Origin of the sequence: Kroppenstedtia guangzhouensis (genome assembly GCF_014637345.1) — a bacterium.
Taxonomy (GTDB): domain Bacteria; phylum Bacillota; class Bacilli; order Thermoactinomycetales; family DSM-45169; genus Kroppenstedtia; species Kroppenstedtia guangzhouensis.
Genome location: NZ_BMEX01000003.1, coordinates 321,577 through 336,664 on the forward strand (window position 1 = coordinate 321,577; position 15,088 = coordinate 336,664).

Here is a 15,088-nt window from a genome sequence, read left to right on the forward strand (position 1 = left end):
AAGGCCACTGCCCGTGAAGGCACGGCAGCGGCCGTTTCCGGTCCCATTTAACCCTTGTTGGGAATATAGAGGATCTGACCGTCTTTCAACTGATTGGATTCCAGCTGGTTCATTGTCATGATTTTGCTGGCAGGTACCTTGTAACGATCGGAGATCGACTCAATGGACTCCTCCTGATGGACGATCACCATCCGCATTTGGGCAAACTGCTCCTTCTCTTCCCCCAATATCCAGCGGGCCCACTCCAGACCGGTCCCATCCGTTTCCCCGCTGTCTTCCTTACTATCCGCCGCTTCCTCGCCGGTTTTTTCTTCGCTGTGGGAATCGGCGGTTTCCTCCTCCGATTCCGGATGGATCATCCTTTCAATCCCGAACTTATCCCGTTCATCACTTAATTCTTGGAAGTCAAATTCCTCTGCATGGGGTTGCCGTAAAAAGCGATCGGATAAGTTCATCTCCTCCCGATCCCGTATCGGGCATGCAGGCTTGAACACCACAGTCTTCCCGTCTTCTTCCGGCTCGTCGGACACTTCTTGACCCTCTGACTGCTTCAGATATGCCGATGTTTCTTCGGGAGTCTCGGAACCCATCCCTTGACCCGGATATGCTTCTTCAGTCATCTCCACCTCATCGGAAACAGGGGACGGATCCGACCCATCCTCCCTGTCGCCTTCTTCATCTACTGTCCCCTCATCCGGTGAGGTGATCTGTTCTGGAGACTCCTGCTCATCAGCATCACTTCTGGCGACATGGACAAACTGGTATTCCCCTTGCTGGGCCTCCAAATCTTCACCTCTGTCCATCATCTCTTCACCCTGCACCTGCTCTTGTTCCGGGGATCCGTCTGTCTCCATTCCACCTGAATCCGGAACAGAGAAGGTGGCCAACCGATCCACGGTTTCCACAGCCGGATCTTCTTCTTTTTTCGTATCTTCCAGAAGCCCGTCGATGGTCAAAACCGCTTCGATCTGGAGTTCAAAGGGCGACAAAACCTTGTAGTCAAAGGTTTGAACCTCTGAGGAGACCTGATCCATATCCACCCGATCCGCCGGCAGAGTGATTTCCACAGGGATCACGTAGGCGATCTCCTCCGTACCGGATGATTCTGATGGCCGCTCCCGGATATCCTCTCGGCCTCCCTCCCCGCCGGGCAACGGGTCCATTCCGTCCCCACCCACATATTCCCCGTTCAGACGGAGATAGCCATGGATCTTCAGGTGGGTGCCCTGGTCTTCGATCTCAACATCCGGATACAGATCCAGATCCAGCAGACTCCGGATCCCCGGCTGCTGGGGATGCAATCGGACCTTTTCCTGAATGTCAAACCGGAGTTGGCTGTGATTGCTCTCCGCCAAAAAAATCCCCCCTCTGTTGGACGTCACTCTCGATGAAACCGACAGCATCCGAACAGAAGATGCCGCTGGTTACCGACTTACTGTAACTATATGCGGGTCCCGACGGGATATACTTGTGCCCTGTCCGTCCAAGTGAACAGGAAGCCCTGTTCGTGTGGGCGAATGAAAAAAGCTACCGATCGAAATCGGCAGCTTCGATTTGTTTCAGAGTTGTTTCATCACATGACGGCTGGCCTCAAGGGTCCGTTCGATATCTTCTTCCGTGTGGGCAGTGGAAATGAACATTCCCTCAAACTGAGACGGAGGAAGGGAGATCCCTTGTTCCATCATTCCCTTGAAATACCGGGCAAACATTTCTGTATCCGCCTGTTTCGCGTGTTCGTAGCTGGTCACCCTCACATCGGTGAAAAAGAGGCAGATCATGGAGCCGATCCGGTTGATATGATGAGGAATCCCTGCCTCTTCGGCGTTTTGTTTCAACCCTTCCTCCAGGCGAATCGCCCGCTGTTCCAGATATTCGTAAGCACCCGGTTTTCCCATTTCCATCAGGGTGGCGTGTCCGGCGGCCATGGCGATGGGGTTTCCGGAAAGAGTTCCCGCCTGATAGACCGGACCCATGGGAGCCACCATCTCCATGATCTCCCGCTTTCCTCCGTAAGCCCCCACCGGCAGTCCCCCGCCGATCACCTTACCCAAGGTGGTCAGATCCGGCTCAATCCCGAACAGACCTTGAGCACAGTGGTAATCGACACGAAATCCAGTCATCACTTCATCGAAAATCAGGAGGCTCCCATAATGGTGAGTCAGGCGGCGCAAGCCTTCAAGAAAACCCGGTTCCGGTGGGACCACACCCATATTGCCGGCCACCGGCTCCACAATCACGGCGGCGATATCGTGTCCAAACTTCTGAAATGCAACCCGGGTACTGTCCAAATCGTTGTACGGCACCGTTAGAGTGTGTTGACCGGTATTATCGGGAACCCCCGGGCTGTCAGGCAACCCCAACGTGGCCACCCCCGAGCCGGCTTTAATCAAAAGGCTGTCTGAGTGACCATGATAACACCCTTCAAACTTGAGAATCTTGTTCCGCTTCGTATAAGCCCGGGCCAATCGCAGGGCACTCATCGTCGCTTCCGTTCCGGAATTGACCATTCGGACCGATTCCACTCCGGGAACGATCTGTGTCACCAACCGCGCCAATTTCGTCTCCATCTGAGTCGGGATTCCAAAACTGGTTCCTCGGGCGGCGGCCTGTGTTACTGCTTCCACCACAACAGGGTGGGCATGTCCCAGAATCAGTGGACCCCAGGAACAGATATAGTCGATGTATTCATTGCCGTCTTCGTCATAAATCCGGGAGCCCTCTCCCCGTTGGATGAATACCGGGGACATCCCCACATTTTTAAAAGCACGAACAGGACTGTTCACTCCCCCGGGAATCACCTGTTTCGCTTCCTCAAAATAGGCCGCCGACCGGTCAAAACTTCTCGTCAACGGTCCATCCCTCCTTTTTCTCAGCCGCTACAAAAATTCAAATCCATTCAGGAACCCCGCACCGTCAAAAACAGCCCGGGCCCGGGGACCCACTGCCACCGAACGGATCCGCACTGCTCCGCTAAGCTTTTTGCCTCCAGGGGTTTCCATCTCCAGAGCCAGGGTTTGATCCCCATAGTAATAACAGCTGTCCAGAAATTCCGCTCCTGACGCCTCGATTCCCGTCACGGTCACCGACCAACTCTTCAAATTGAAGGGCCCCGGCATCTCCAGTGAAAGCCAAGCTTCCTCAAACGGGATGATAACGGAACGATTCTCTGTTTTTGCCCGCAACCACCGTAGGGAATAGGTTTCGGCCACTCCTCCGCCTCCTTGACATCCGCTGTGTCCAGTACACTCGTTCGATAAATGGTCCTGTTTTCCTGTCAGAAGGGTTGTGAAAAAGCCGTCATACCCACAGGGCACAAGTCATGCCTAGGTCGCTTCACTCCCCGGTCACGCTATGCAGGGAGGGTTGGGTTTCACATGGAGTGATTTTGACAGTTAAGAACAACGAAAAGGTCATGTGAAATCCAATTCCGACCGCCTTCAAACGCAGTAAATCCACAATACTTCTAGGAGACCCATCAGGCTCGGTTTGTCAGCCAGTGTACCGCATCTTTGGCGTGATAAGTCAGGATCAGATCCGCCCCGGCCCGCTTCAACCCTGTCAATGTCTCCAAAACCACTTTCCGCTCATCGATCCATCCTTTTTCGGCGGCAGCCTTCACCATGGAGTATTCCCCACTGACATTGTAGGCGGCCACGGGCAGGTGAAAATTCTCCTTCAACTGGTGGATAATATCCATATAGGCCAGCCCCGGCTTCACCATCAGCAGATCGGCACCCTCCGCCACATCGGAGGCGGCTTCCCGAAGAGCTTCTCTGGCATTGGCCGGATCCATCTGGTAAGTACGGCGATCCCCAAATTGAGGGGTGGAGTGGGCCGCGTCACGGAAGGGACCGTAAAATGCGGAGGCATACTTGACCGCGTAAGACATGATTGGGATGTGAGGGAATCCCGCCTCATCCAAAGCCTCCCGGATCACAGTCACAAATCCGTCCATCATGTTAGAAGGAGCGATCAGATCCGCCCCGGCCCGGGCTTGTGAGACAGCCGTTCGGGCCAATACACGCAAGGATTCGTCATTGACGATCTCCCCGTTCTCCACCACACCGCAATGACCATGATCCGTGTATTGACAGAGACAGGTATCCGCCATTACATACAGATCGGGATGCCGCTCTTTTACCTGACGGATGGCCCGTTGCACAATCCCTTCATCAGCATGGGCTGAACTGCCACAGGCATCCTTATCCTCCGGCACTCCAAACAGGATGATCGATGGAATGCCAAGTTCCACCACTTCATCCACTTCTTCGTTCAAACGGTCGAGGGAAAAATGGAACACCCCTGGCATGGAAGGAACTTCTTCTTTGATACCGCTCCCCTCCACGACAAAGAGGGGATAAATGAAGTCATCCGGGGAAACTTGGTGTTCCCGGACCATCCGGCGGATGTTCTCCCCACTTCTCAGCCGGCGGTGACGGGAAAAGGATTTCATTTCGATTCCTCCTCAACTGCTGATGATGTCAAGTGAATTATGGCGTCAATCAGGCCATCGACAGTATAGGTCTCGGCAATCGCATCCACCTTCACGCCATATTGTTCCGCAGTCTGTGCAGTGATCGGCCCGATGCAGACCACCCGGACTCCGTCCAGCAACGATTTCCATCCAGACTCCACTGTACTGAGTGCCTTCGCAAAATTGCGCACCGTGGATGAGCTGGTAAATGTCAAAAAGTGAAGATCTTCCCGTTTTAGCATCCCGGCCACCTCCCCGATTCCCTGAGAACCGGGGACTGTATCATAGACATCCACATCAGTCACCTGACAGCCACAGGCAGTCAGCTCTGTGGCCAACAGTTTTCGGGCAATGTTGGCACGGGGAAGCAGCACGGTTTCCCCCGGACGCACATGGGGCTTCAGCGCCTCGATCAGATTTTCGGCCTTGTATGCTTCGGGAAGGATGTCCACCCAAAGCCCCTTCCCTTCCAAAGCTTGTGCCGTCTGGGGGCCGACAGCAGCCAGTCGGGCCCGATGCATTTGACGGATATCGATGTTCAGACGCTTCAGATGGCGGAAAAAAAAATCCACTCCATTCACACTGGTAAAGATGACCCAATCATAAGTCTCCAGATGGCGCAAGGCTTGATCCAATCGCTCCTGTTGTCGGGGAGGACGGATCTCGACGGTAGGAAATTCCACAACCTCCCCACCGATCCGTCTGATCTTTTCCGCCATGGACTGATTTTGCCCCTTGGCCCGGGTGACCAGGATACGCCGTCCGAACAAGGGTTTTCTCTCAAACCAAGCGAGATGCTCTCTGGACTCAACCGCTTCTCCCAGAATGAACAGGGTGGCGGAATGCCGTTCATACCCTTTAGTCACTCCATCGAGGCAACCTGTCCACACTCTTTGTTCCGTCCCACTTCCCTTTTCAATCAGGGCAACAGGAGTATCCTTGGATAAACCGGAGCAGAGGAGCTTCCCGGCCACCTGTTGAACCCCATGTCCCTCCAGAAAGATGATCCGGGTACCGGAAAAACCGGCAACACCTTCCCATCCATGGGAGTCCGCCTCCGCAAACCGGCATGCTATCCAATTGCCGCGGGCACCAAAGGCGGGGGCAATTCCCGCATAGGCAAGTCCCGCCGTCTCCATCGGTATCCCGGGAACCGGCTCTGTCCGAATTCCCATGGCGGCGAGCTCCAATGCTTCAGAAACGGTCCCCCGATCCAGATAGGGATCCCCACTCACCAGGCGGACCACTTGCTTTCCGCTCCGACAGGCCCGGAGGATCTCCGGGCCGGCAGTCCCCGTCTCCGCCGGTTCCCGCCGCGACCCTTCCGGAAGAAATTGAAAAAACGCCGGAGACACTCTGGGATCGTAAAACAGAATGTCAGTCTGCCCCAGTATCTCCCGACCTTTCAGGGTCAACAAGTCGGGATTGCCGGGACCGGCCCCGACCAACGGGACGACAACATTCGGAAGCTGTGCCCCCTTCATTCTTCCATCCCTTTCTTCACTTCCTCCAGCAGAGAGCGTGCTCCTTTCTCCATCAACTCCCGGGCCAGACGGCGCCCCAGCTCCACTGGTTCCATCCCCTCCGCTTCTTCCCGAAGTACCGGAGTGCCCGAGGGGTGAGCCACCAATCCCCGGAGACGGATGTGCTCCTCGTCCACCGTGGCCCGGCCTGCGATCGGCAAGTGGCAACCTCCCTCAAAGGCTTGAAGGAACGTACGTTCCGCAATGATGGCCCGTTCTGTCACCGGATCATTCACTTCCTCCAGCAACTCAAGCATCTCTTGATCATCCTTTCGGCACTGAACCGCGAGGGCCCCCTGACCCACCGCAGGCAACATCACCTCTTCAGGCAAAATCCCGGTCACCCTGTCTGTCCAGCCCATCCGGGAAATCCCTGCCTGAGCCAGGATAATGGCATCAAATTGACCATTCATCAATTTTTGATACCGGGTGTTCAGGTTACCCCGAACCGGCTCCACCCGCAGATCAGGACGATATGCCAGGATCTGGGCCTGGCGTCGAAGACTGCTGGTTCCGACAACAGCATTTTCCGGTAAATCCTCCAGTCCTTCACCTCTTCGGGACAACAGGCAATCCCGCGGGTCTTCCCGTCGGGTGACCGCACCGAAGGTTAAACCCTCCGGCATCTCGGCGGGCATATCCTTCATGCTGTGGACGGCAAAATCGATACGACCGTCCAACAATGCCCGTTCAATCTCTTTGACAAACAACCCTTTTCCACCCACTTTGGACAGGGTGACATTCAGAATCCGGTCCCCACGGGTCACCATCTTCTCCAACCTCATCTGCCAATCCTGCGGCAGCTGGTCCCGCACTTGATCCATCACCCATTGGGTCTGGGTGACCGCCAACTGGCTGCGTCGCGTTCCGACGACGATGGTTCGCACGATCCTCTCCTCCTTATGAAAGACGGTCCGGCAGCTTTTCCCCCGCCTCAAGGATGTTGCTTGAAATGGTTGTGATTTTGGATCCGCGGAGCCCACCGCTTACAGACACATGACAGGGGCGGGCGGGATGGAATCGATCATTACAACCACTGATGAAAGGAAAAGCCCGCATTGGAAATCAAGTAATTGATCACCAGGGTGATAAAAGAGACGATATTCCACCAAGCGAGACGTTGTCCGTTCCATCCACGGACTGCCCGCTGGTACAGATAAATCGAATAGGCAAGAATCACGAGGATCGAGCCGAAAATCTTGGGATCGTACCAAAAACCGCTCCCTATCTGTTTATTGGCCCAAATCCCTCCCAATACCAGTGCCAAAATCAGCAGGGGAACCCCGATCATGACCATCCGGTTTGAAAAATGTTGCAAACTCCCCAGGCTTGGCAAACGCCGAAGTGTCTGGTTCCAACGCTTTCGCTTCAGAAGCTTGCATCCGATCAGGTACAGCACCGCCGTCACCGCCGACAGCGAAAACAATGCGTAGGCCAGAAAAGCCAAAGTCACATGGATGAACACCAGTTCGGATAACAACGATTTGGATAAGGGCGCAGACTCGGGGGCGATATACAGATGGGCTGCCAAAAATCCAAACCCCGGCAGGTTGGTGGAAAAGATCAGAAAATCGTTTTGGTACACCCGATCCATCACCAAGGAGAGCATCACCAGGATCCAGGAATAAAACAGGAGGGAATCTGTTCCCGAGAGTACCGGAAATCGGTTGCTTACGGTCCATGTCAAAAAAACCGTTTGAAAAAACCAAACGGTCATTAATAAGAGAAGCGCCAACCGACGCGAGCGTCGGCTGGGCTGGAGAATGTGGGAAAACGCAAACAGCAGGCTCAAAACATAGACATAGATGATAAAATCGTAAAACCAACCTTCGGCAAACACACCGGTCTCCCCCTTCACCCGGGAACGGACAGACCCCCCTCAACAGATCCAAGGGGACGGTTTCAGGCTGACATCGCCTGTGGCTTCCCGCCGTGTTGTCTCCGTCTCCTTCGCTTTCAGTTGCTCTTCCAATGCAAAGATATGGGCAAACAGCTCAAATGCTTCGTCCCGTTTCTTGGTCACGGCAAGCTCTTTGATGCGTGCCAAAGGGTCGCGGAGCATCTGGTTGACAATACTCTTGGTGTGCTTGCGCAAAACCCGCTTCTCCCGTTCGGTCAGATCAGGCAACTTCCGCTCGATACTGTCCATCGTCTCCGCCTGAATCTCCATCGCTTTCTCACGGAGAGCCGCGATCAAAGGAACCACTCCGAGAGTATGAACCCATTCGCGAAAGTCCTTCACCTCTTCCCGAATCAGCTCTTCCGCCTTCTCTGCTTCCCGTTGTCGCAACCCCAGATTGGATTCCACAATGTCTTTCAAGTCATCGATATCGTAGAGAAAAACATTGTCCAATCCATGAATGGCTGGATCGATGTCTCGGGGAACGGCGATATCGATCAGAAACAAGGGGGAGAGACGCTTGTTCACGGCACTTTCAACCGTATTTTTTGCGATCACCGCCTTCGGGGCCCCCGTGGAGCTGACCACGATGTCCGCCTCCTGGATCGATTCCACCAATCGGTGAAAAGGTCGCGCCTCCCCGTGGAAACGGTCAGCCACTTCCTTTGCTTTTGCAAAGGTGCGGTTCAGCACAATCACCCGATCCGCTCCCGATTCAACCAAGTGTTTCGCCGTCAATTCCCCGGTTTCACCAGCACCGAGAAGAAGGACGGTTTTCCCGGTGAAGGTGCTGAACATCTTTTTCCCCAGTTCCACCGCCGCATAACTGACAGATACCGCGTTTTGACCGATCTCTGTGGTCGATTGAATCCGTTTACCCAACGTGAGGGCCTGCTTAAACAACTGGTTAAAGATGGTTCCCGTCACCTTTTCCGCCTGTGCGGTCACAAAGGCATCCTTCACCTGGCCCAAAATCTGGGTTTCACCCAGCACCATGGAATCCAGACCGGATACCACCCGGAAGAGGTGATGAACCGCATGGTCATCTTCTTTTACATACAGATTGTTAACAAATTCCTCTTTTGGAATGCCGAATTCACTCTCCAGAAACACCTTGGAGAAATGTCGGCCGGTGTGAGGCTGATCGCTGACCACATACAGCTCCATCCGGTTGCAGGTGCTGAGGATCACACACTCCAGTATGCTTTTCGTGTTGCGGAGCCGTTGGAGGGAACGGCCCAAACCTTCGACGGAGAAAGTCATCCGTTCCCGGAGTTCCACCGGCGCCGTCTCATGATTGAATCCTGTTACGATGATGTGCATCAGACTCACCCCGATCTACCCGGCTTTCGGATTGCCGGTCATCCACATCCGACAGGCCGGTGCTGCCGGTGCGTGTAACCGCGGTGATTACACGCCGTGGATCATGTGTATTCATACCCCATTATAGCACAGGCTATTCTCCCATGAAAAAAGGAGGTTGTGAACAGATTTTGAAGCTGGGCATAGGATACAGCAGCCCATTTTTTACGGAGGGAACCGGCATGCAATCTGTAAAAAACAGTTTCACCCTGTGCCTGTTGCTGAGTCTGCTCCTGATGATCACGGCCTGCTCTGCGGATGATGCCAGCCCCCGTCACGAGCGAATACGTGTGATGGAGGTTACCCGGTCCATCTTTTACGCTCCTCAGTATGTAGCTATCCACAAAGGGTTTTATGAGAAAGAGGGCATCCAGATCGAGCTCTCCAACGGGTTCGGTGGAGACAAAACGATGACGGCTCTTCTCTCTGGCGATGCAGATGTGGTCCTCGTCGGAGCGGAAACCGGAATCTATGTCACCTCCCGGGGGGCACAAAACCCCATCATCGGTTTTGCTCAAGTAACCCAGACAGACGGCACCTTCCTTGTTTCCCGAAAGCCGACCAAAAATTTCCAATGGAAAGAGTTGAAAGGAAAAAAGCTCCTCGGACAGCGTAAAGGCGGAATGCCGGAAATGGTGAGCGAACATGTACAACGGAAAAACGGCCTCGTACCTCACAAAGAGGTCGAGATCATCCAAAATATCGATTTTAAAAACCTGGGCAGCGCTTTTATTTCGGGAACGGGAGATTACGCCCAACTCTTCGAACCGGTCGCCTCCAAGATCGAACAGGAAGGAAAGGGATATGTGGTTGCTTCCTTCGGATTGGACAGCGGAAGGTTGCCCTACACCGTCTACCTTGCGAAAGAGAGTTACCTCAGGGAGAATCCGGAGCTGATGGAACGATTCACCCGTGCCCTCTACAAAGCTCAACGCTGGGTGAAAAACCATTCCCCGGAGGAAATCGCCGATGCCATTCAGCCCTCATTCAAGGATACAGACCGGGAGATTCTGATCAAAGTGATCCAACGTTATCAGTCACAGGAAACCTGGGCCACAGACCCGATCATTGACCGGAAGGAGTACAACCATATGCTTCAAGTGATGAAAGAGGCGGGTGAACTTCCCGGCAATGTCCCCTATGACCAAGTGATCCGGAGGGACATCGCCGACAAAGTGGTAAAAAGCTTGAAGTGACTGCAGTTGGGACCGGAAGGAGGGACCATTTTTGAGCGACACCCCTGTCATTGAGGCCCTTCGTGTAACCAAAGCGTACTTGAGCCGGGAAGATGAGATCCAGGCCCTGGAGCCAGTCTCTTTTGAGATCCGACCCGGTGAGTTTGTCAGTTTGATCGGATCCAGCGGATGCGGAAAAAGTACGGTTCTCTCTCTTGTTGCCGGTTTGATCCAACCTACAGAGGGGGAGGTTCGGATTGCCGGAGAAAAGGTGGAAGCACCAAACAGACGTGTCAGCTACATGTTGCAGAGGGATTGTTTGCTGGATTGGCGGACAGTGGAGGATAATATCTTCCTCGGCCTGGAGTTCAGAGGGATGAATGACGAGGCCACCAGAAAGCAGGCTCGCCTCCTGCTGAAAGAATTGGGTTTGGAACACATAGCGAAGCATTTTCCCTCCCAGCTCTCCGGCGGGATGAGACAGCGCGTGGCCTTGGTGCGGACACTGGCTGTTCAACCAAAAATCCTGCTGCTTGATGAACCCTTCTCCGCCGTGGACTACCAGAACAAACTCCATTTGGAAGAATTATTGATCCGAGCGTTGGAAAACCGTTCGATGACTGTTCTGTTAGTCACTCACGACCTGGAAGAAGCCCTCGCCATGTCCGACCGAATCCTGGTAATGGGCGGAAGACCGGGCAAAATACGTCGCACGTTGGAAGTCCCGGAAGAACTCAGGTCAGCTTCCCCGTTGGAAGCCCGGGGAAAGCCTTCTTTTCGCCCCCTGTTTGACGTGTTGTGGAAGGAGATGGAGCTGTGGTGAAGAAATGGATGGACGCCCGATTGTCCCGTGGGGCTAAATCGGAGATCCATGCCCGTTACTTGCGACGTCTCCGATTGCAGGACGGGTGGGTCGGGATCACCCGATGGATCATTCTGATTATGTTTCTGGGCGGATGGGAAATCAGTTCCCGGTCGGGGTGGATCGATCCTTTTCTCTTCAGCAGCCCTTCCCGGATCTGGAACCTGTTTTTTGAGATGCTGTCCGACGGCAATTTGATCGACGATATCGGGGTCACGATCCTTGAAACGGTGATCGGTTTTATCCTGGGAACCGCTGCAGGCACGGCTCTGGCCACGTTGATCTGGGCCTCTCCCTTTCTTTCCCGGGTGCTGGACCCCTACCTGGTTGTTTTGAATAGCATGCCCAAGGTCGCCCTCGGACCGCTGTTTATTGTCACCTTCGGCGCCGGGTTTGGCTCCATCCTGATGATGGGGGTGGCTATCACAGTCGTAATTACCACTTTGGTGATTCACAACAGCTTTCGGAGTGTAAGCACCGACTATCTTAAATTGGCCCGCTCCTTTGGAGCCACCCGGCGGCAACTGTACACCCGAATTATCTTCCCCGCCTGTATTCCCGATATGATCGCCGCATTAAAGGTGAATGTCGGTCTGGCCTGGGTCGGAGTGATTGTGGGGGAATTTCTGGTTTCCAAAAATGGATTGGGATACCTGATCATGTACGGGTTTCAGGTGTTTAATCTGACCCTCGTCATCATGAGCCTGGTAGTTGTGGCCATCTGTGCCACAGTCATGTATGAAGCCGTCTCCCGCCTGGAAAAATATCTGCTCAGACACCGCAACCTGGAATAGAGGCTGTCTGTTGATCCATCCACAAGAAAAACTCAGAACCCTGCCCCTTTGATTGAAAAATAAAAACGGGTCCAACCTTCCGTTGACCCGTTTTTTTGCGGGATATGCCCGCTCCCCGTCAATCCAGCAACACCAATTCGTGTTGGATCGCATAGATAATCGCCTGAGAACGGCTTTTGACCTGCAACTTTTTCAATATGTTGCTGACATGGATCTTGACTGTTTTGTCGCTGATAAAAAGCTGTTCGGCGATCTCTTTGTTGGACAACCCTTTCACCATCAGATTAAGAACATCCAATTCCCGGGGAGTGAGTGAATCTTCATTGGAACCCCGATCCGTTTTTTTGCCCCCGCTGATGTTGTCCAACAGTTTTCTGGCCATCACCGGATGAAGTGTGGATTCTCCCCGGGATGCAGAACGGATCGCATCGATCACATCGGAGGAGGGTGCATCTTTCAACAGATAGCCTGTCGCCCCGGCCCGGATCGACTCATATAGATATTCATCCCTGTCAAACATGGTCAACACCAATACTGCCACTTTTTGGTCTTTGGCACGGATGCGCCGAATCGCTTCCACCCCGCTCATCCCCGGCATATTGATATCCATGAGCACCACATCAGGTTGCAATTCTTCAATCATCGACAGCGCTTCCGCTCCACTGCTCGCCTGTCCAACGACCTCCATGTCCTCTTCCAGACTGATGATATTGGACAACCCGTCTCTCAAAACCGCATGGTCATCCACCAATAACACGTTAATGGGCATGGACAGCCGCCTCCTCCTCTTCTCCGATCGGTATATTCAGGATGACCCGGGTCCCTTCTCCCTCTTCGCTGTCAAATTGCAGGGCGGCTCCCAAATTTTGAGCTCGTTCATTCATCCCCACAATTCCATAGCGTTTTTGCGCTTCAGCTTTGTACACCGCTTTGGCCAAGGAAAAACCGACACCGTTGTCCTCCACTGTCAGCCGCACTTCATCAGGTTGATAATCCAGGGAAACACGAATGCGGGAGGCTTTTGCATGCTTGGCCGCATTGGAGAGAGCTTCGTGGCAAACCATATAAATGGTTTCCACCGCATCATCATTGAGGGGGACTTTTTCCCCACGGATTTCAAAGATGCCTTCAGCACCTGTTTCACTTTCAAATGCCTCCACCCGTCTGCGAAGGGCCGGGATCAACCCGATCCGGGCTGCCGGGGAAGGACGGAGTGCCGTGATGGAATGGCGGACTTCTTTGAGACCATCCCGCAACTCCACTTGACTCTCCTCCAACCACTTGCGCACTTGCTCCGGACGGGAATCAAAAACCTTTAGGGAAGATTCCACTTTCATCAGTACACCTGCAAATGATTGGGCGATCCCATCATGGATTTCCCTGGCCAGACGGTTTCTCTCTTCTGCGACCACCCGCCGTTCTCTCTCTTCCATCAACCGGGCGTTTTTGATCGCCACCACAGTCTGACTGGCCAATACCTGAAGAAAGGTGAGATCCACTTCTTCAAAGGCCCGCTGTTCCATCTTCCACAGAGTGATCACCCCCAGCACCTCCCCATCCATCTTGAGAGGGACCGATAGGACTGAGCAGACCTCATCCAACTCCTCCATATCCTCGAGGCACCGGGGATCCCGTCCAGCATGGTGAATCATGGCGGGAACGCCGTGGGCGGCGACCCATCCGCTAATCCCCTGGTTCAGCGGAGGTTGCCACTTCTTCAGGTGTTCCGGCACCTCTCCCGCTGTCACGGCAGGATAGAGCCGGCCGTTTTTCAGCAGATAAAAGAATCCACGATTGTAGGGAATCACCTTGGATAAGGGAAGAATTGTTTTTTCCATCACTTTTCGGAGATCCAGGTTCCGGTTGATTTCGGTGGCCAGCACAAACAGCAACTTTAATTTCTGTTCTTTTCGTGCCAGTCGGACGATGACATTGGACAGGACGGCAAAAGCCGCCAAGGGAGCATAGAAAAACAATAATGCTAAGGAATCGGTCTCTCTCCCCTCATGCAACATCCCGTAGTAAGCCAGGGAGTAGATTAGAGACAACAGAGCCGCTCCCGATTCCAACTGCCAATTGGCCCACCAGAGACGCGACCGCCGCGGATGGGGACGTATAAGTTCGATGACGTCACGAACGCCTTTGCTGATGGTTTCATAGACCAGCACACTTCCTGCTGTCGCCAGAAAAGGCATGGTAATCCCGCCCTGGTTGATCCAGTCCGTCCCGACTTCAGACAGGAACAACTGTATTCCGAACAATCCCAGAATGGTATATCCGGTCCGGAAAGCCGCCCGGTACAGGGAGTGCTTTTTGATCAAAGTCACTGCAAGGACGATCGCTGTATACACGATTCCCGCGAGACCCGGAGAAAACATAGAGGTCAGGGTGAACAGAAACGGAAAGTGAACTGTCACTCTTCCCTCCTGTCCCGGAAACGGAAAAAACTCCGTAATCATCAACAAGGAAGCCAATACAATCAAATGAAGGGGACTCCATCCGACATCCGACTCTTGCATTAAAACCGTGAATGCAGAGAGAAACCATGCAAAAAAGACCACTGACCATCGACTTGTCCGTTCCAGCCAATTCTGCCATTTCATTCAGATCCTACCCGCCAATCTTTTTGTACTTTTGCGAACAGCATATGTAAGGGGACACCTCCGACCGTCTGGAAGAGTGTCCGAAATTACAGATCCGACCTTTTAAAATCTGGCGACCTCCTTTCCTGCTTTCCAAGGAGCCGGATCATCGGCTCCTTACGAAATAGTTCTTTGGTCAGAATACAAACCCATTCAAATGTCTTATTTAATCTTAACATAATTTTACCATGGTTATTAAGACTAGAACCATTGAACAGCGGATTCCTTTTGAAAAGTTCTTGTCTGCCCTCATTCGGATCTATGATACTATGGGATTTGAATCAATTTTTATATATCAAAGGGGATTGTCGGATGTCTACCCTACAGATCCGGGGGGATACCGCCCTGCTTTTCAT

At 53.4% G+C, this 15,088-nt stretch carries 13 protein-coding genes; 3 read left to right on the forward strand and 10 right to left on the reverse strand.

Annotation, left to right across the window (positions count from 1 at the left end):
- Positions 1 to 47: 47 nt before the first annotated feature.
- The 8 genes from IEV46_RS06120 to hemA form a co-directional block, all read right to left on the reverse strand.
- Positions 48 to 1,355, reverse strand: a complete 1,308-nt coding sequence (locus tag IEV46_RS06120) for a LysM peptidoglycan-binding domain-containing protein (protein ID WP_188430974.1) — start codon at positions 1,353 to 1,355, stop codon at positions 48 to 50.
- Between the two features lie 204 nt (positions 1,356 to 1,559).
- Positions 1,560 to 2,849, reverse strand: coding sequence for a glutamate-1-semialdehyde 2,1-aminomutase (gene hemL, locus IEV46_RS06125; RefSeq protein ID WP_188430975.1), 1,290 nt, complete (start codon positions 2,847 to 2,849; stop codon positions 1,560 to 1,562).
- 27 nt (positions 2,850 to 2,876) lie between these two features.
- Positions 2,877 to 3,209, reverse strand: coding sequence for a hypothetical protein (locus tag IEV46_RS06130; protein ID WP_188430977.1), 333 nt, complete (start codon positions 3,207 to 3,209; stop codon positions 2,877 to 2,879).
- Between the two features lie 266 nt (positions 3,210 to 3,475).
- The gene (hemB, locus tag IEV46_RS06135; protein ID WP_188430979.1) at positions 3,476 to 4,453 is read right to left on the reverse strand and encodes a porphobilinogen synthase; all 978 of its coding nucleotides are present in this window, start codon (positions 4,451 to 4,453) and stop codon (positions 3,476 to 3,478) included.
- A complete protein-coding gene (locus IEV46_RS06140; protein WP_188430981.1) occupies positions 4,450 to 5,958 on the reverse strand; it encodes a uroporphyrinogen-III synthase in 1,509 nt (502 codons plus the stop codon). The genes hemB and IEV46_RS06140 overlap by 4 nt, the downstream gene beginning before the upstream one ends.
- Positions 5,955 to 6,884, reverse strand: a complete 930-nt coding sequence (gene hemC / locus IEV46_RS06145; RefSeq protein WP_188430983.1) for a hydroxymethylbilane synthase — start codon at positions 6,882 to 6,884, stop codon at positions 5,955 to 5,957. Before hemC ends, IEV46_RS06140 begins: the two co-directional genes overlap by 4 nt.
- Before the next feature lie 140 nt (positions 6,885 to 7,024).
- Positions 7,025 to 7,837 (reverse strand): cytochrome C assembly family protein, encoded by an 813-nt coding sequence (locus tag IEV46_RS06150; protein ID WP_188430989.1) that lies wholly within the window; start codon positions 7,835 to 7,837, stop codon positions 7,025 to 7,027.
- Positions 7,838 to 7,876: 39 nt separating this feature from the next.
- Positions 7,877 to 9,220 carry a glutamyl-tRNA reductase gene (gene hemA, locus IEV46_RS06155; protein ID WP_188430991.1) on the reverse strand — a complete coding sequence of 448 codons (1,344 nt, stop codon included), beginning with the start codon at positions 9,218 to 9,220 and terminating at the stop codon, positions 7,877 to 7,879.
- A 221-nt stretch (positions 9,221 to 9,441) separates the two neighbouring features.
- Between hemA and IEV46_RS06160 the strand changes: the two genes are divergently transcribed.
- Genes IEV46_RS06160 through IEV46_RS06170 form a run of 3 tightly spaced genes read left to right on the forward strand, consistent with a single transcriptional unit; the run spans position 9,442 to position 12,090 of the window.
- Positions 9,442 to 10,455 carry an ABC transporter substrate-binding protein gene (locus IEV46_RS06160; RefSeq protein ID WP_188430993.1) on the forward strand — a complete coding sequence of 338 codons (1,014 nt, stop codon included), beginning with the start codon at positions 9,442 to 9,444 and terminating at the stop codon, positions 10,453 to 10,455.
- Positions 10,456 to 10,486: 31 nt separating this feature from the next.
- Complete coding sequence (locus IEV46_RS06165; RefSeq protein ID WP_188430995.1) at positions 10,487 to 11,257, forward strand: ABC transporter ATP-binding protein; 771 nt, start codon at positions 10,487 to 10,489, stop codon at positions 11,255 to 11,257.
- Positions 11,254 to 12,090: an ABC transporter permease gene (locus tag IEV46_RS06170; protein WP_229735946.1), complete on the forward strand. Its 837-nt coding sequence runs from the start codon at positions 11,254 to 11,256 to the stop codon at positions 12,088 to 12,090. The genes IEV46_RS06165 and IEV46_RS06170 overlap by 4 nt, the downstream gene beginning before the upstream one ends.
- A gap of 118 nt (positions 12,091 to 12,208) precedes the next feature.
- On the opposite strand, the gene IEV46_RS06175 is transcribed toward IEV46_RS06170, so the two are convergent.
- A complete protein-coding gene (locus IEV46_RS06175) occupies positions 12,209 to 12,859 on the reverse strand; it encodes a response regulator (protein WP_188430997.1) in 651 nt (216 codons plus the stop codon).
- Positions 12,849 to 14,693, reverse strand: a complete 1,845-nt coding sequence (locus IEV46_RS06180) for a GAF domain-containing sensor histidine kinase (RefSeq protein ID WP_188430999.1) — start codon at positions 14,691 to 14,693, stop codon at positions 12,849 to 12,851. The genes IEV46_RS06175 and IEV46_RS06180 overlap by 11 nt, the downstream gene beginning before the upstream one ends.
- Positions 14,694 to 15,088 lie beyond the last annotated feature (395 nt).

Coding starts and splice junctions, on each gene's coding strand:
- IEV46_RS06140 (WP_188430981.1), bottom strand. CDS start 5,958: ATGAAGGGGGCACAGCTTCCGAATGTTGTCGTCCCGTTGGTCGGGGCC.
- IEV46_RS06180 (WP_188430999.1), bottom strand. CDS start 14,693: ATGAAATGGCAGAATTGGCTGGAACGGACAAGTCGATGGTCAGTGGTC.
- hemB (WP_188430979.1), bottom strand. CDS start 4,453: ATGAAATCCTTTTCCCGTCACCGCCGGCTGAGAAGTGGGGAGAACATC.
- IEV46_RS06160 (WP_188430993.1), top strand. CDS start 9,442: ATGCAATCTGTAAAAAACAGTTTCACCCTGTGCCTGTTGCTGAGTCTG.
- hemA (WP_188430991.1), bottom strand. CDS start 9,220: ATGCACATCATCGTAACAGGATTCAATCATGAGACGGCGCCGGTGGAA.
- IEV46_RS06175 (WP_188430997.1), bottom strand. CDS start 12,859: ATGCCCATTAACGTGTTATTGGTGGATGACCATGCGGTTTTGAGAGAC.